Here is a 14,802-nt window from a genome sequence, read left to right as displayed (position 1 = left end):
ACGTCGGCGTCAACAGGTGCCCGGCCGGCAGGTTTGACCCCGCCAGCCGGAGGGGAACCGCCGGCATGGCACGAGCAGCAGCGGAACAGCTCCGGCTCGCCGACGTTGTGCAGAGCTGGCTCGGACGTCCGGTCCTGGTGATCGGTGACGCCATGCTCGACGAGTGGCGGTTCGCCGACTCCGACCGGTTGTGCCGGGAAGCCCCCGCCCCGGTCCTCACCCTGCGCCGCCGCATCTCGGCGGCGGGCGGCGCCGCCAACACCGCCGTCAACATCGCCACGCTGGGCGGGCTCTCGGTGCTGGTGGCACCCGTCGGTGCCGACGCCGCCGGCGACGAGCTGCACGACTGCCTCGACCGGGCCGGCGTCTGGGACCGCACGGTGAGCCAACCCGGACGTGCCACCCCGGTCAAGCGCCGAATGCTGGCCGGCGACCAGATCCTGCTGCGGGAGGACTCCGGTGACCCCGACGATCCACTCACCGACGTGGGAGTGGACTGCCTGCTCACCGCCTTGGACTGCGCGACCGAGGAACTGCGGGCGGGCAGCGGCGGCGAAGCCCCCGCGCTGGTGGTCTGCGACTACGGCCTGGGTGCCCTGCCCGCGCCGGTACGCGCCTGGCTGGTCGAGAACCGGGACCGGTACGCGACTGTCGCACTCGACGCCCACGACCTCGCCGACTGGCGGGGTCTCGCCCCGACCGTGGTGACGCCGAGCTTCGCGGAGGCCACCCGACTGCTCGCCCGCGCGGGCACCGTCGGGTCGACGACGAACCCGGTGGCCCCCGCTGACCTGGCTGGCACTGCCACCCCGAAAACCGGAGACGGTACCCGGACCGGCGGCCACGAGCTGCACCTGGAGCATCCCGAGGTCGACCCGACGGACGGCCCCTCCGAGCTGACCGTGGGCACGGCCCCCGGCGCGGCCGGGATGCGGCGTACCGACGGGCCCACCGGTGAACCCACACCGGGCGAGAGTCGGGTGGCGATGACCCTCGACGGGCTCAGCGTGACCGGTACCGGCGTCACCGTGAACACCGAGGCCGGTGCCGGCGTGGACCGGGCCGTCCTGGCCGAGTCCCGACTCGCCGAGCTGCGCGCCCACACCGGCGCGGCCGTGGTCGCGGTGACCCTGGACACCGAGGGCGCGGTGGTCGGCGGCACCGACGGCGCGCCCGCCCGCAGCCACAGCACGCCCGTGCCCGCCAGCCACGCCGTCGGTGCCGGTGACGCGTACCTCGCGGCGATGACACTCGCGCTGGCCGCCGACGCTCCACTGTCCACCGCCGCCCAACTGGCCCAGCTCGCCGCCACGAGCACCATCGCCGGCACCGGCACCTGCGTGTGCCGCCGCGAGGACCTGCTGGCCGCGCTGGGCCGACCGACACCCGAGGGCCAGCAGGTGCTGGTCGACACCGGGCACCTGGCGGAGATCGTCGCCGAGCACCGGCGCGTCGGCCGCTCGATCGTCTTCACCAACGGCTGCTTCGACGTCCTGCACCGGGGCCACGTGCGGTACCTGGAACAGGCCCGCGCCCTCGGCGACCTGCTGGTGGTGGCGATCAACTCCGACGGCAGCGTACGCCGGTTGAAGGGGGCGGACCGGCCGGTGAACCCGATCGAGGACCGGGCCGCCCTGCTCGCCGCGCTGGCCTGTGTCGACCACGTGGTGGTGTTCGAGGAGGATTCGCCGGCCAGGCTGATCGAGGCCGTCCGACCGGACGTCTACGTCAAGGGTGGCGACTACCCACCCGAGCTGGTGCCGGAGGCGCCCCTGGTGCAGCGACTGGGCGGCCAGGTCCGCACCCTCGGGTACGTGCCGGACCGTTCGACCTCGGCGATCATCGACCGCATCCGCGCGTACGGCCAGGACACCGTGACCGGCGCGGAGGCCGGGCCGACCGTGCCCGCCTCCGGGGTGGAGACCTCCGGCACGGCCGGTGCGGAGACTCCACCGCTGACCGGCAAGGCACCGTGAACCGACCCCTCGACGCCGGTACGCCCGCGCAGTTCCGCGTCGACCGGCAGGTCGACGTGCTCGTCCCGACCCGCAACCGTCCCACCGAACTCGCCGTCACCCTCAGCGGGCTCGCCGCCCAGGAGGGGGTACCCGGATTCGGCGTGGTGGTCAGCGACCAGTCCGACGGCGAACCCGGGTACGCCCATCCGGCGGCGGCGACCATGGTCCGGGCGTTGCGTCATCGGGGACATCCGGTGCTGCTGACCCGGCGGCTACCTCGGCGAGGGCTCGCCGAACACCGCAGCTACCTGCTCGCCAACTCCGCCGCCCGGTACGTGCTCTTCCTCGACGACGACGTCTGGCTGGAACCGGGGACGCTGCGCCGACTGGTGACCGCGCTCGGTGAACTGGGCTGCGGCTTCGTCGGCAACGCGGTGCACGGCCTGTCCTACCTGCCCGACGTACGGCCAGACACGCACCGGCACTACCAGGAGTGGACGAGTCGACCGGTGCCGGAGCGGATCCGGCCGGGCACACCCGAGTGGGATCGGGCGCAGATCCACTCCGCGGCGAACCTGCTGCACGTGACCGCGTCGCTGGCCCTGTCGGAGGGCGAGTGGCGGGCGTACCGGGTTTCCTGGGTTGGCGGGTGCGTGCTCTACGACCGGGCCAAACTGATCGAGGCCGGCGGCTTCGACTTCTGGCAGCGGGTGCCGACCCGGCATCAGGGCGAGGACGTCGCCGCACAGCTCGCCGTGCTGGCGCGTCACGGTGGTGCCGGCGTCCTGCCCAGCGGCGCGTACCACCTGGAGTCGCCGACCACGGTCACCGAGCGCGACGTGGAGGCGTGGGAGGTTGTCCTCGCCGACCCGGACGCCTGAGCGGGCGGGCGTTAGCAAGGGCCCCTTCCTATACCGCAGGCGTTAACAAGGTGCCCTTCCTTTCAGCGGAACAGCAGTTCGCGGGCGGCTTCGAGCACCTCGGCCAGCGGCACGTCGGTGACGAAGGAGTCGCGGTGCGGGCAGTCGCCGTCACCCGGGCGGTGCGGGTAGATGTCGGGGGTGCAGTCCACGCCGCACACCGGGCAGTGCACCGTCCACGAGGTGATCGGCCGGTGCCGGCCCCGCAGCACGGGAGCGGTGGTGATCAGGTTGCCGACCCAGAAGATGCCGACGGTGGGGGTGCCGACCGCAGCCGCTAGGTGCAGTGGGCCCGTGTCGTTGGAAACCACCAGGTCACAGTCGGCGTAGCAGCCGGCAAGTCCGCCCAGGCTGAGCGTGCCCACCTGCGGCCGGACCGGCACACCGGCGGCCGCGACCACCTGGTCGACCACGTCCTGCTCGGCGGGGGTTCCGGTGACCAGGACCTCGTACCCGTCGGTGTGCAGCGTCCGGGCCACCTGCCCGAAACGGTCGGCGGGCCAGCGACGACGGGTGTCGGTCGCCCCGGGATGCAACGCCACCCGGGGACGTCCCGGCTCACCGAGCACGGACCGCGCCTCCGCGCGGTCGGAGTCGGTGACCGTCAGCGTCGGCGTGATCGTAGCGGCCGGAGCACCCACCAAGGCCACCGCCTCCAGATAGCGGATCACCTCGTGCTGGTAGTAGACGTAGCGCAGCCAGCGATCCAGCGGCGGGGCATCCTCGGCGCGCAGACCGGCGGTGACCCGGGCACCGAGCGCGGCCACCAACGGATTGGAGTTGGCGCCGCCGCCATGCAGTTGCAGCGCCACGTCGAAGCGTTCCGCACGGGCAGCAGCCAGGAAATCGACCATGCTGGACTCCGGCTCGCCGGCGGTCGCCGTCCGGATCCCCGGCGCGGGCGGCACCACCAGGACCCGGTCGACCGGGCCAGGCCGGTCCCGCCACAGCTGCGCGTGCCAGGGCGCGCCGAGCAGCACGATCTCCGCCTGGGGGTACGCGGCCCGCAGCGACTCCAGCGCGGGCAGCACGAAAATGAAATCACCGAGGGCGTTGGCGCGCAGCACGGCGATCCGGGCCACGTCGGGCACCCGATCGGCGGTCTCTGCCAGCAGTGCCGGGCCCACCGGACGCGTTACCGGCCGGAATCGTCGGTGGCGACGTCCGGCTGGTGCAGTTCCCGATCCGCCGCCGGGTCGACGCTGCTCGGCGTACCACCGGAGGGGGCGGCGGAACGCGGCCCGGTGCGACCGACGGTGATGGTGCGTGGCGTGGCTCGATGCGCCCGGGGCAGCCGTACCCGCAGCAGCCCGTGGTCCATCACCGCGTCGATGGCCTCGGGGTCCACTCGCGACGGCAGCTGCACGCGGTACTCGAAGCCCCGGGTCTCGAACCCACCCGGAATCCCGTGGTCGGCGTTGACCTCGGCCTCTGTCCGCGCCCGTACGCACAGTTCGCGGTCGTCAAGTTCCACCGCGACCTCCTCCGGGGCGACACCGGGCAGTCGGACGACCACCTCCCAACCGTCGCTGGTCTCGCCCAGTTCCACCTCGGGTGGCCCCGGCCGGCCACCGACCAGTCGGCTCAACTCGGCCCGCAGCGACTGCAACTCGCCCATCGGGTCCCAGCCCTGCTGCCCGCCCCGCCAACCACGTCCCGGCCTGGTCATCGCAGATCTCCCATCCGTTGACTGGCGGCCGCCGGCCGCAGTGAACTCGGCGCGTCGAGGCCCGCATCCCGGTCGACCCCGACGCCGAGCCGGTCGACGAGTTCACCACCCAACCAACCGCTGACACCGAGGATGGCGAGCGCCACCAACTCGATCGCGATCAACGCCCCGCCGGCACCCCGCGACTCGGCGTTGAGGCGTACCGCCCAGACGGCGGCGAAGAGCAGGATCACGGCGACGTTCGCGGCGGCGTGGGTCAGCGCCACCCGCTTGGCCCGGGTACCCGAAGGGATGGCCAACAGGTCGAACGTCCCGGCTGCCGCAGCCAGCAGACCACCGATCAGGCCGACGGTGAGGTTCCAGTACGCCACCTCCCCGAGGAAGTCCGGCCCGCCGACCGTGTCGATGACGTCGAAGAGCACGGCGGTGACGAGCAGGGCGAACGGAAACATCACCAGCATCGGATGGACGGGATGACCCAGGATCTTGAGCCGACTCTCCATCTCCGGGCCTCCAACTGCTCGCCGAGGGCGGTCGATGGATCGGTACCCCGGTCACCGGGGGACAAACCTCACGACTGACCGCAACTACACTGCCCGTGGCGGTCTCGCGCCCGGGTGCCGTCACCACGGTCAACTCCACGGGGAGGCACACAGTGACGGTGGAGATCACATCCACGGCCGAGTTGAGCGAACTGCTCGGCACTCCGGCGCCCCGCGTCGCCGCCAAGGAACGCACCCGGTTGCACGAGCGTGACCGGCAGTGGCTCGCCGCCTCGCCGTTCTGCCTGGTGGCCACCGCCGGAGCGGATGGCACCTGCGACGTCTCCCCGAAGGGCGACCCGGCCGGTTTCGCCCTGGTGCTCGACGACCGAACCATCGCCATTCCGGAGCGTCCCGGCAACAAGCGGGCCGACGGCTACCGCAACATCCTGGCGAATCCGCACGTCGGCCTGATCTTTTTCATTCCCGGGCGCACCGACACCCTGCGGATCAACGGCCGGGCACGGTTACTGCGCGACGCACAGTGGTTCGACGAGATGGTGGTCAAGGGGCACCGGCCGGTGCTGGCCGTGATGGTCGAGATCGAGCAGATCTTCTACCACTGCGCGAAGGCGTTCCTCCGGTCACAGCTGTGGCAGCCGGAGACCTGGCCGCAGGACCCGCTGCCCAGCCGGGCTCGGCTGATCAAGGAGGTCGAGGCTCCGGCGGAAACCCTTGCCGACCTCGAACGTCACTACGGCCCCCAGTACGCCGCCACCCTCTACACCTGACCGACGGCGACCATCCAGAGGTGCCCGTCGGGGTCGGCGAAGGTGCCCGCGTACCCCCAGGGCTGCTGGCCTGATTCGGTGACCACCTCCGCGCCGGCGGCCCGGGCCCGCTCTACAAGCGCGTCCACCTCGTCCGGACCCGTCACGGTCAGGCCGAGCACGCACTCGCTGTGCCGTGAGTCGGCCACCTCCCGACCACCGAGCACCCAGCCGAACCCGCCGGTCGGCACCAGCATCAGCCGCAGCCCAGCGTTGACCTCGAACTGCAACGGCTCGGGCAGCCCGTCCTCGGCCGGCTCACCGACGGTGGCCAGACCGAGCGCGGCCCGGTAGAAGTCGTGGGAGACCTGTCGGTCGGCGATCGGCAGGCTGACGACAACCGGCGCAGCGTGCACAGGAACCTCCGGTGAATTGTGGATTCGCCATCGAACGCTCGCAACCTAACGCTGCCGTCCGACAGACAGCGGTCAAACCCGCTGCCTGCGCCGGCTGAGCGAGCCGGACAGCCGTTGCCACCTGTACCTACGATCCGGGCATGAAGGTGTCCCGTGCGTTGCTGGTGGCCTGTCTCGTCGTGCCGCTCCTGACAGCGTGCGTGACCGTACGCACCGAGACACCGATGGCTCCGCCGGTGACGTACACCTGCTGTGAGACCGCAGACATCGACAGGCTGTACACCCCGGGGCAGATGTTCACCCTGCACTGGATGGTCGAAGTGTCGGGCGAGCAGTCCACGGCACCACCACGTCCAGTCGACCTGGAAGCGGAGCTGACCGGGCCATTCTCCTCGGTGGAGGAGCTGAAGGCCGCGCTGGAGTCGAGCACCGGACCCGCCGGGCGGGCCGTCTTCAAGGCCGAGACGGTCCGCGCCTCCGGCGAGCCCGGCTATCGCCCGGTCAGTACCATCGCGATCCCCACCGACGCCGAGGCAGGTTTCTACAACCTGACCACCACGATCGTCGACGACGATCACTCGACCAGCGGGATGAGCATCGTCGAGGTGGTCCCCGGCCGCTGACCCGGCTACGGTGCGGGCCCGCCGCATGGACAGACGTCCTAGCTTCGGGGAATCACCGTGGTGGTGACGATGACACTGTTGACGACGGTTGCGGTCATGGTCCGTGTCACGGCTTCCGCTGCGGCACCGGCTCCCCAGTTGCCCTGCTCGAGTTCCTTGGCACGGCTGATCACGGGTGAGGTCCACGGGATGTCGCGGTGGAACTGGGGCAGAGTTCCGCTGCCCGACAGCAGCGCCGCGAGCGCGGCTACCCGGGCCGACGTTTCCGCGCCGTCCACGAGGACCTGCCGGACCTCCTCCAGCAGGCGCGCTCGGCGTCCGTTGCCACCGTCGCGCAGCGCTGTCGTACGGAACAGGCCGAGCACGTTGCGATCCTCTCGGGTGATGTCGCCGCGTTCGATGAGCCGCTCCAACACCGGCTGGCGCAGTTCGGGGCCGATGGCAGCGAGCACCGTCTGGACGCCTCGCGGTTTCTCGGAGAGGTAGTCCCACGCCGATCGGAGGAGATCGTCTGAAGGGGCGATACCTTCGACGATCTTCACCTTGCTCCGGTCCACCATGGTCACCCGGTCGTTGAGGGCGAGGTCCGCGAGGACGGCCCCCGCGAGGACGTAGAAGAGGGTGTTCTCACCGGCGATGGTGCCCGACCTCGGCTGGAACAGCAGGAGCAGCAGGTCCTCCACCAGGGTCGGGGCTCCGGGTACGGTCGTCTCTGCGGTCACGGTCACTCCTTCGTCGTACGTCTCTTCGGGCCGTGTGCATCTGGTCGAACGGACGGTCGGGGTCAAAGGCGGCGCGCTTGCCGCCTCAGCGGCGGGGCTCCCAGCTGAAGAGACGGGTGGCCAGCACGACGGCGACGACGACCCAGCCCAGCGTCGGACCCAGCAGCAGCAGGGAGTCGGTCACGGCGACGCCGCCGTTCCAGGCGTTCATCACCATCTCGGTGGCTGAACCACCGGGCAACAGCCGCTTGAGCAGGGCGAGTTCCTCGGTGCCGCTGATGCCCACCCAGCTGGCCACGCCGATCACGCCGAGCATGACGGGCAGGGTGGTGACCTGGGCGTGCTCGGGTGAATTCGTCAGGCCGGCGGTGGCCAGGCCCAGGCCCAGCAGCATGGCCACGGTCGCGACGATCGCCACCACCAGCAGGGGCACGTTGGCCGGCCCGCCGGCAACCATGGCCAGCGCGGTCAGGATCGCGGTCACCTGCACCACGGCGACGACTGTGGCGGGTAGCAGCAGGCCGGCGAGTATGCCGGCGTCCCCGATGGCCGTGGAGCGCAGGCGTTTGAGGAAGAGATTCTGCCGCCGGGACGCCAGGGTGGTCACGGTCGTGGCGTAGAGCCCGAACGCAGCCACGGTGAACAGCACGATCGCCGCGATGTAGCCGAGGCTGCCGAGGGCCGCGAAGGTCTCGTGCTGGCGGACGAAGTACGCGGAAACGACCACCGGGATGATGAAGCTGGTGACCAGCACCAGCCGGTTCCGGAAGATCTGGATCAACTCGCTGAAGGCGATGGGGAACACGGAAGAAAGTCCTCTCGGGGAACGAGTCAGCTGCTGATGGCGCGGAAGACGTTGTCGAGGCGGGTCGGCCCGGCCTCCAGGTCCCGCAGCTCGACGGCGTGGTCCTGCGCCCAGGAGAGCAGGATGTGCAGGTCCTTCTGCATGCCGAAGGTCTCGATCGCGACCTTGCCGTCGCCGTTCGTGGCGGCTTGCAACGGCAGCGCCGGTGCCGTCGGCGGCAGCGAGAAGCGGATAACCGCCGGGAGCGTGCGGGTCAGTTCGGAGACCGTGCCCTCCCGGTGGAAGGTGCCCTCGTGCATCAGCCCGATCCGGTCGGCGCGCTGCTGGGCCTCCTCCAGGTAGTGCGTGGTGAGCACGATTGTCGCGCCGTTCTCGCGGAGCCGGTCCACGGTCGTCCACAGGTGGTCGCGGGACTGGACGTCCAGGCCGGTGGTCGGCTCGTCGAGGAAGATCAGCTCCGGGGTGCCGTAGACGGCGGTGGCGAAGTCCAGCCGCCGCTTCTCTCCGCCGGAGAGCTGGGACACCTTCCGGCCGGCCTTGCTGGTGAGGTCGACGACGTCGAGCACCCGGTCGACGTCGTCGGTCCGCCGGGTGAGGGTGCCGATCAGGCGGACCGACTCACGAACCGTCAGGTCCGGGGAGAAGCCACTTTCCTGGAGCATGACCCCCATTCGGGGACGAACCACCCGACGGTCACCGGGTTGGTGCCCGAACACGCGCACCGTGCCGGAGGTCGGCGCCCGGTGTCCCTCGATGGTCTCCAGGGTCGAGGTTTTTCCCGCCCCGTTCGTGCCGAGCAGCGCATACAGTTCCCCACGCCGGACCTCGAAGGAAAGGTCCTTCACGGCGTGGAAGTTGCCGTACCTGACGTTGAGACGTTCGACTTCGATCACTGGTGTCGTGGACATGTCCCAATGACAGCAGCGGCCGATCCAATCGTTCAGGGTCGCCATGTCACGACCACATGTGACGTGGTGTCACTGCTGGCCCCGCCTGGACGTGGGAATACTGGCTGGGTGACCGTGAGATCGCCGGGCTTCACCAAGACGACGCAGAAGCGCCTGCGCCGGATCAATCTCCTGACGTCACTCCCGCCTGTCGTGGTCGCCGCGGTGGTTCTCCTGGCCACCGACGCGCACACCTGGTGGCATCTCATCGTCCTGGTCCCGGGTGCCGTCGCGGCGGTGGTGGCCTTCGAACGCTGGACGGCGGACGACCTCGCTCGGGTCGCCCTACCCTGCCTGATCGTCGCGGCTGCGGTGTGGCCGCTCGGGGTGCTGCTGACCGGCAGCCCCAACGCCTACTGGGGCGTCTGCGCCGTAGGGTCCCTCGCGCTACGCCAGGTACGGCGCCGTCGGAGGCTGGTGGCGGTCGGGCTGTTCAGCTACGTCGCCGCCATCGGTGCGACGCGGCTCCTGGCGCAGCAGGACGACGTACGCGGCGTCCTGATCACCTACGTCCTCGTCCCGACGGTCCTCACCATCCTGGTGACCGTCCTGACCGTCATCGGCGAGCGCTTCTACGATCTCATCCGGGAACTCGATCATGCCCGGGAGCGGGAAGCAGAACTCGCGGTCATCCGCGAACGCGTCCGCTTCGCCAGCGATCTGCACGACATCCAGGGCCACACCCTGCACGTGGTCAAGTTGAAGATCGCGCTGGCACAGAAGCTGGTGCTCCACGACGCCGATCGCGCCGAGAAGGAACTTCGGGAGACGTACGCTCTGGTGAGCGACACCATCACCCAAACCAAAGAGCTGGCGTACGCCCAGCGCCGGCTCAACCTCTCGGCAGAACTCGAGAATGCGAAGAACCTGTTCGAGGCGGCGGGCATCCGGGTGCGGGTGACCCGGGAGGCCGAGGTGGACGCGGGGAGCAGCGAACTGCTCGGCCAGGTCCTGCGCGAGACCACCACGAACATCCTGCGACACGCGCAGGCCACCCAGGTGCAGATCACGCTCTCCGAATCCGGCATCGCCATCGTCAACGACGGCGTGACCGGCGACACGCCTCCCGACCTCAGAGGGTTGTCCGTCCTCCGACAACGGGTGGCCGGCGACGGCGGCGAGCTGACTGTGGAACAGCAGGACGGACGCTTCCGCACGGCCGCGAGGTTCCCGCCCGCTCGTGCCGCCGCGTCCCCCGGCACGCAGCGGAAGGATGACCGATGACCGCCATCGTGCTCGCCGACGACGAGGCCCTGCTCCGCAAGGCGCTGGCCGCGCTGCTTCCGCTCGAAGGCGACATCACAGTCCTCGCCGAGGCGTCCGACGGCGACACCGCCGTCGAGGCAACCCTGCGACACCAGCCTGACGTGTTGGTCATCGACCTGGAGATGCCCGGCGTGGACGGTCTCGGCGCCATCGCGCAGATCCGCCGCGTCCGGCCGGAGCAGGTGGTCCTCATGCTGACCCGGCACGCGCGGCCCGGCGTGCTGCGCAAGGCACTGAAGCTCGGCGTCCAGGGCTTCGTCAGCAAGTCGGCGGAGCCGGCCCACATCGCCTCGGTGATCACCACCCTGCACGAGGGCAAACGCTGGATCGATTCGGACGTGTCCGCGCTCGCCATCGTCGACGACTGCCCACTGACCGAGCGCGAACTCGACGTGTTGCGGGTGACAAGCGAGGGCTACTCGGTCGCCGACATCGCCGCCCGGCTGCACCTCGCGCAGGGCACCGTACGCAACTACCTCTCCAGCGCGATGCAGAAGACCCAGACCCACACCCGCCACGAAGCCGCGCGCTACGCCCGCGAACACGACTGGCTGTAACTCAGATCGTCACCTTGGGAGTTGTCGGATGTTGGACCCGGTCCAGACGCAGCGCATCGAAGGCGTCGTCGTGGCGGCCTTCGCCGTCGTGGTGACCGTCGCCGTCGGGTACGCGTGGTGGTGGTTGCTCGCCCTCTTCCTGGTCTTCGACCTGTCGATGGTCGGCTATCTGCGCGGCCCGCGAGTGGGTGCCTTCTGCTACAACCTGGGGCACTCCTACGCGCTGCCGGCGTTGCTCGGCGTGGTTGCGGTGGCCTTCGCCGCATTCCGTGACCCGATCGACTGGCTCGGCATTCTCGCCATCGCCTGGGCGTTCCACATCGCCGTCGACCGCGCCCTCGGCTACGGCCTCAAGACGACCGAGGGGTTCGAGCACACCCACCTCGGCCGGATCGGAAAGGCCAAGGGATCCGCCCGTTGATCAGCTCGACCATGCCGTGACGGCACACTCCGAGCCGGCAGCAGCTGCGTGGTCGGCCTCGGGAAACGGCGAAGCCCAGGCCGATGACCTGGGCTTGCATGCCGAGCCGCCTGACGGAATCGAACCGTCGACCTACGCATTACGAGTGCGTCGCTCTGCCGACTGAGCTAAGGCGGCAACGGTGGTCAAGTGTACGGCACGCGCCGCTGCGTGGCCGAGCGGGATTGCCCGACTCGGACGCCAGGATGTTTGCGGGGTCGTCGGGGCCGTGCAGGCCGCACTACGCTGCGGCGAATGACCGACGATCACACCTCTCGCGACGAACCGGTCGATGTCGGGTCACCGGCCAGCGATCGAGCGCAGCCGCTGGGCCCGTACGCCGAGGAGGCCGCCGGGGGTCGGGCGGCCCGGCGGCCGCGCAGCACCGATCCGCTGGAGCTGGGTTTCACCCCTCGTAAGCCGGTGCCGTGGCTGGCGCCGTTCCTGCTGATCAGCACCGGCCTGCGTACGCTGCTGGCGATGTTGTTCGGGGCGTACCTGGACAAGCGGGAGCTGCAGAAGGCGCTGGACGCGGAGATCTCCCGGCAGGTGGGGCCGGACGGAGGGCTCTGGCTCGACTACGTGGCCGACCTGGGTGACGGGTTCAACGCCACCTATTCGGTGGCCTACCTGCTCGCCCAGCGGGAGATCACGGTGGACGGGCACCGGCTGCCCCGGGCGCAGACCCTGGTGATGGGTGGCGACCAGGTGTACCCGTCGGCGGACTACGCGGCGTACGAGGACCGGTGCAAGGGGCCGTACCAGGCGGCGTTGCCGGCCACCCCACCGGAGCAGCCGGCGGTCTTCGCGGTGCCCGGCAACCACGACTGGTACGACGGGCTGACCGCGTTCCTGCGCATGTTCGTGCGTACCCGGGACCGGCACTTCGGCGGCTGGCGTACCGGCCAGTCCCGGTCGTACTTCGCCGCTGAACTGCCGGCCGACTGGTGGTTGCTCGGCCTCGACGACCAGTCCGGCTCGTACGTCGACGACCCGCAGCTCACCTACTTCGACGCGGTGGCGAAGCGACTCGGCCCGCAGAGCCGGGTGATCCTGGCGGTGCCGGCGCCGGCCTGGGTGAAGGCCGTCGACCAGCCCACCGCGTACGACTCGATCGACTACTTCATCCGCACCATCGTCGCGCCCACCGGCGCCCAGGTCCGGCTGCTGATCTCCGGCGACCTGCACCACTACGCGCGGTACACCGGGCCGGACGGGCGGCAATTGGTCACCTGCGGCAGCGGCGGTGCCTACCTGTACCCGACGCACAAGCTGCCCGAGCGCATCGAGGTGCCGCCGCGCGACACCCTGGCCCGACGATCCAGCCCGTCCCGGGAGTACGAGTTGGCGGCACGTTATCCCGACGCCGTCCGCTCCCGCCGGTACGGCTGGGGGATCTTCGCCCGGCTGCCGCACCGCAACCCGGGCTTCTCGACTCTGCTGGGCGTCCTGCAAACCCTGCTGATGCTCTCCATGGCCGGCGTGACCGATTTCCGGTCCGAAGCATCCGAGTTGCGGCTGTTCAGTGTGCCGCTGGTGGTGATGCTGCTGGTGACGGTGCTCGCGGCGGCGATGTTCGCGAAACCGCCCAGTTCCGGCGGCAAGCGGCACGCCCGGCACTGGCTCCTCGGCATCGGGCACGGGTTGGCACACATCGGTCTGGCCGCCGCCGGCACCTGGGTCTGGCTGGCGCTGCCGTTCCACAACTGGCCCTGGCCGCTGCCGGCGGTGGCCGCGGCAGTGGTCTACCTGCCGGTGATCGGGCTGGTGGCCAGCCAGTTGGTGGCTGGGTACCTGCTGCTCGCGAGCGCTTTCGGGGTGAACGTCAACGAGCTCTTCGCCGGACAGGGCATCGAGGACGCCAAGGGCTTCGTACGGATGCACATCGGTCCCGACGGCACGTTGACCCTCTACCCGGTCGTCGTCGACCGGGTCTCCCGCGACTGGCGGGTCAACCCCGACCAGTCCCCTGCGTCCTCCTGGCTGGTCCCGGCCACCCCGCTGACCCCCCGCCTGGCCGAACCCCCCGTCACCCTGACCTGACCACCCCATCCGCAATGTTGACCATGAGGTTGTTGCCGTCCGTACGGTGTGCGGACGACAACAACCTCATGATCAACCTGGTTCGGGGGTGTAGCGCTGGTCGTGCGCCTGGCGGGGGCCACAGACCGAGGCTCGCGAGCACGAACACCGGGAGCCGTCGGCGTCCAGGCGCACGGTCACCGCGTCTCTCGGGACGCTGTGACCGACCACTCGGCCATCGCCTTCGGGGGTCGTCACCCGGCTGCCGATCGCCGGGGCGGATTCGGCGAACTTGGCGTACAACGGATGTTCGTACTTGAGGCAGCACATCAGCCGACCACACGCGCCGGAGATCCGCAGCGGGTTGAGCGGCAGGTCCTGGTCCTTGGCCATCCGGATGGTGACCGGCTCGAAGTCGGTCAGGAAGGTGGCACAGCACAGGTCCCGGCCGCAGGAGCCGATGCCGCCCTGCACCCGCGCGGAGTCGCGGGCCGAGAGTTGACGCAACTCCACCCGGCAGTGCAGGGTCGCGCCCAGATCACGGACCAGGGAGCGGAAGTCCACCCGGTGCGGAGCGGTGAAGTAGATGGTGCTGCGCTCCCCGCCACCCTCGCCGTTGCCGAGCACGTGGTCGACCGCCACCACCTTCATCGGCAGGCCGTGCTCGCGGATCAGCCGTTTGGCCGCGACCTTCGCCTCGGCCTTGCGCCGCCGCAGCGCCTCGTCGCGACGCAGGTCCTCCTCCTGCGCCAGCCCGGCCAGCCGGGGAAAGCCCTCGGTCTCCTCGGTGACCCACTGCGCCGCCCACACGCACTCCGCCACCTCGGGGCCGTCATCGGTGGGCACCAGCACCTTGTCGCCCACCTGCGGCCGCAGCTCGCCGGGGTCGAGATAGTAGAGGCGCCCGTACCGCTGGAAGCTGACCGCGCAGAGCATGCCCATTCCCTCACCCTACGTCGCGCCGGCCGGATCGCCGCCCGGACTCCGCCTCGATTCGACCGAGGACATCGACACCCGCCTTGGCCACCTAGCCATCCATGACTGTCGACTCGACCGATCCCCATCCCGACCACCGGTACGACGATGCCGCCCGGACGGCTGAAACCTGCGCCCCGGGCGGGACAAGAACGGATCGAGCGCGTTGAGTGGGAGCAGACCTGCGGGGGGTGCAGGGAAGGTCACGGC

The 14,802-nt window shown here is 70.3% G+C and carries 16 protein-coding genes and 1 tRNA gene; 8 read left to right on the top strand and 9 right to left on the bottom strand.

Annotation, left to right across the window (positions count from 1 at the left end):
• Window positions 1-65 precede the first annotated feature (65 nt).
• Entirely contained in the window at window positions 66-1,976 is a 1,911-nt protein-coding gene (rfaE2, locus tag Vlu01_RS20380; RefSeq protein ID WP_204001954.1) for a D-glycero-beta-D-manno-heptose 1-phosphate adenylyltransferase, read from the top strand.
• Window positions 1,973-2,839, top strand: a complete 867-nt coding sequence (locus Vlu01_RS20375) for a glycosyltransferase family 2 protein (RefSeq protein WP_204001952.1) — start codon at window positions 1,973-1,975, stop codon at window positions 2,837-2,839. Before rfaE2 ends, Vlu01_RS20375 begins: the two co-directional genes overlap by 4 nt.
• A 62-nt stretch (window positions 2,840-2,901) precedes the next feature.
• Here Vlu01_RS20375 and Vlu01_RS20370 read toward each other — a convergent pair whose 3' ends face one another.
• From Vlu01_RS20370 to Vlu01_RS20360, 3 genes are read right to left on the bottom strand one after another with little or no spacing between them, the layout of a single operon-like run.
• A complete protein-coding gene (locus tag Vlu01_RS20370; protein WP_204001950.1) occupies window positions 2,902-4,005 on the bottom strand; it encodes a glycosyltransferase family 9 protein in 1,104 nt (367 codons plus the stop codon).
• An 8-nt stretch (window positions 4,006-4,013) separates the two neighbouring features.
• Window positions 4,014-4,547, bottom strand: a complete 534-nt coding sequence (locus Vlu01_RS20365; protein WP_204001948.1) for an Hsp20/alpha crystallin family protein — start codon at window positions 4,545-4,547, stop codon at window positions 4,014-4,016.
• On the bottom strand, window positions 4,544-5,050 hold the full coding sequence (locus tag Vlu01_RS20360; RefSeq protein ID WP_204001946.1) for a DUF2231 domain-containing protein: 507 nt from the start codon (window positions 5,048-5,050) through the stop codon (window positions 4,544-4,546). The genes Vlu01_RS20365 and Vlu01_RS20360 overlap by 4 nt, the downstream gene beginning before the upstream one ends.
• 152 nt (window positions 5,051-5,202) lie before the next feature.
• Between Vlu01_RS20360 and Vlu01_RS20355 the strand changes: the two genes are divergently transcribed.
• Window positions 5,203-5,820, top strand: a complete 618-nt coding sequence (locus Vlu01_RS20355; RefSeq protein ID WP_204001944.1) for a pyridoxamine 5'-phosphate oxidase family protein — start codon at window positions 5,203-5,205, stop codon at window positions 5,818-5,820.
• Here Vlu01_RS20355 and Vlu01_RS20350 read toward each other — a convergent pair.
• Window positions 5,811-6,215 (bottom strand): VOC family protein, encoded by a 405-nt coding sequence (locus tag Vlu01_RS20350; RefSeq protein ID WP_204001941.1) that lies wholly within the window; start codon window positions 6,213-6,215, stop codon window positions 5,811-5,813. The genes Vlu01_RS20355 and Vlu01_RS20350 overlap by 10 nt on opposite strands.
• A gap of 140 nt (window positions 6,216-6,355) precedes the next feature.
• Here Vlu01_RS20350 and Vlu01_RS20345 point away from each other — a divergent pair, with 140 nt between their 5' ends.
• On the top strand, window positions 6,356-6,838 hold the full coding sequence (locus Vlu01_RS20345; RefSeq protein ID WP_239096008.1) for a hypothetical protein: 483 nt from the start codon (window positions 6,356-6,358) through the stop codon (window positions 6,836-6,838).
• A gap of 38 nt (window positions 6,839-6,876) precedes the next feature.
• On the opposite strand, the gene Vlu01_RS20340 is transcribed toward Vlu01_RS20345, so the two are convergent.
• The 3 genes from Vlu01_RS20340 to Vlu01_RS20330 all read right to left on the bottom strand — a co-directional run bounded on the left by Vlu01_RS20340 (window position 6,877) and on the right by Vlu01_RS20330 (window position 9,273).
• Window positions 6,877-7,560 carry a GOLPH3/VPS74 family protein gene (locus Vlu01_RS20340; protein ID WP_204001939.1) on the bottom strand — a complete coding sequence of 228 codons (684 nt, stop codon included), beginning with the start codon at window positions 7,558-7,560 and terminating at the stop codon, window positions 6,877-6,879.
• 85 nt (window positions 7,561-7,645) lie between these two features.
• Window positions 7,646-8,365, bottom strand: coding sequence for an ABC transporter permease (locus Vlu01_RS20335; RefSeq protein ID WP_204001937.1), 720 nt, complete (start codon window positions 8,363-8,365; stop codon window positions 7,646-7,648).
• A gap of 26 nt (window positions 8,366-8,391) precedes the next feature.
• Entirely contained in the window at window positions 8,392-9,273 is an 882-nt protein-coding gene (locus Vlu01_RS20330; protein WP_204001935.1) for an ABC transporter ATP-binding protein, read from the bottom strand.
• Between the two features lie 108 nt (window positions 9,274-9,381).
• Here Vlu01_RS20330 and Vlu01_RS20325 point away from each other — a divergent pair, with 108 nt between their 5' ends.
• The 3 genes from Vlu01_RS20325 to Vlu01_RS20315 are packed head-to-tail and all read left to right on the top strand — an operon-like array spanning window position 9,382 to window position 11,556.
• Window positions 9,382-10,536 (top strand): sensor histidine kinase, encoded by a 1,155-nt coding sequence (locus Vlu01_RS20325; RefSeq protein WP_204001933.1) that lies wholly within the window; start codon window positions 9,382-9,384, stop codon window positions 10,534-10,536.
• The gene (locus Vlu01_RS20320; protein WP_204001931.1) at window positions 10,533-11,135 is read left to right on the top strand and encodes a response regulator transcription factor; all 603 of its coding nucleotides are present in this window, start codon (window positions 10,533-10,535) and stop codon (window positions 11,133-11,135) included. The genes Vlu01_RS20325 and Vlu01_RS20320 overlap by 4 nt, the downstream gene beginning before the upstream one ends.
• A 28-nt stretch (window positions 11,136-11,163) precedes the next feature.
• Complete coding sequence (locus Vlu01_RS20315) at window positions 11,164-11,556, top strand: DUF4260 domain-containing protein (RefSeq protein WP_204001929.1); 393 nt, start codon at window positions 11,164-11,166, stop codon at window positions 11,554-11,556.
• A gap of 104 nt (window positions 11,557-11,660) precedes the next feature.
• Here the strand turns inward: Vlu01_RS20315 and Vlu01_RS20310 are convergent.
• Window positions 11,661-11,733 (bottom strand) — tRNA-Thr (locus Vlu01_RS20310).
• A gap of 117 nt (window positions 11,734-11,850) precedes the next feature.
• On the opposite strand from Vlu01_RS20310, the gene Vlu01_RS20305 reads away from it, so the two are divergent.
• On the top strand, window positions 11,851-13,638 hold the full coding sequence (locus Vlu01_RS20305) for a metallophosphoesterase family protein (RefSeq protein ID WP_204001925.1): 1,788 nt from the start codon (window positions 11,851-11,853) through the stop codon (window positions 13,636-13,638).
• Window positions 13,639-13,710: 72 nt separating this feature from the next.
• On the opposite strand, the gene Vlu01_RS20300 is transcribed toward Vlu01_RS20305, so the two are convergent.
• Window positions 13,711-14,559 carry a PSP1 domain-containing protein gene (locus tag Vlu01_RS20300; protein WP_204001922.1) on the bottom strand — a complete coding sequence of 283 codons (849 nt, stop codon included), beginning with the start codon at window positions 14,557-14,559 and terminating at the stop codon, window positions 13,711-13,713.
• Between the last annotated feature and the right edge of the window lie 243 nt (window positions 14,560-14,802).

The organism is Micromonospora lutea (assembly GCF_016863535.1).
Lineage (GTDB): Bacteria > Actinomycetota > Actinomycetes > Mycobacteriales > Micromonosporaceae > Micromonospora > Micromonospora lutea.
The sequence above is the reverse complement of the archived record's forward strand: the minus strand, read 5'-3'. Positions and strand labels throughout refer to the sequence as shown.

What these genes read in the sequence shown, in the direction of transcription:
- rfaE2 (WP_204001954.1), top strand. Translation starts at nt 66, where the DNA reads ATGGCACGAGCAGCAGCGGAACAGCTCCGGCTCGCCGACGTTGTGCAG.
- Vlu01_RS20365 (WP_204001948.1), bottom strand. Translation starts at nt 4,547, where the DNA reads ATGACCAGGCCGGGACGTGGTTGGCGGGGCGGGCAGCAGGGCTGGGAC.
- Vlu01_RS20360 (WP_204001946.1), bottom strand. Translation starts at nt 5,050, where the DNA reads ATGGAGAGTCGGCTCAAGATCCTGGGTCATCCCGTCCATCCGATGCTG.
- Vlu01_RS20345 (WP_239096008.1), top strand. Translation starts at nt 6,356, where the DNA reads ATGAAGGTGTCCCGTGCGTTGCTGGTGGCCTGTCTCGTCGTGCCGCTC.
- Vlu01_RS20330 (WP_204001935.1), bottom strand. Translation starts at nt 9,273, where the DNA reads ATGTCCACGACACCAGTGATCGAAGTCGAACGTCTCAACGTCAGGTAC.
- Vlu01_RS20320 (WP_204001931.1), top strand. Translation starts at nt 10,533, where the DNA reads ATGACCGCCATCGTGCTCGCCGACGACGAGGCCCTGCTCCGCAAGGCG.
- Vlu01_RS20315 (WP_204001929.1), top strand. Translation starts at nt 11,164, where the DNA reads ATGTTGGACCCGGTCCAGACGCAGCGCATCGAAGGCGTCGTCGTGGCG.
- Vlu01_RS20305 (WP_204001925.1), top strand. Translation starts at nt 11,851, where the DNA reads ATGACCGACGATCACACCTCTCGCGACGAACCGGTCGATGTCGGGTCA.
- Vlu01_RS20300 (WP_204001922.1), bottom strand. Translation starts at nt 14,559, where the DNA reads ATGGGCATGCTCTGCGCGGTCAGCTTCCAGCGGTACGGGCGCCTCTAC.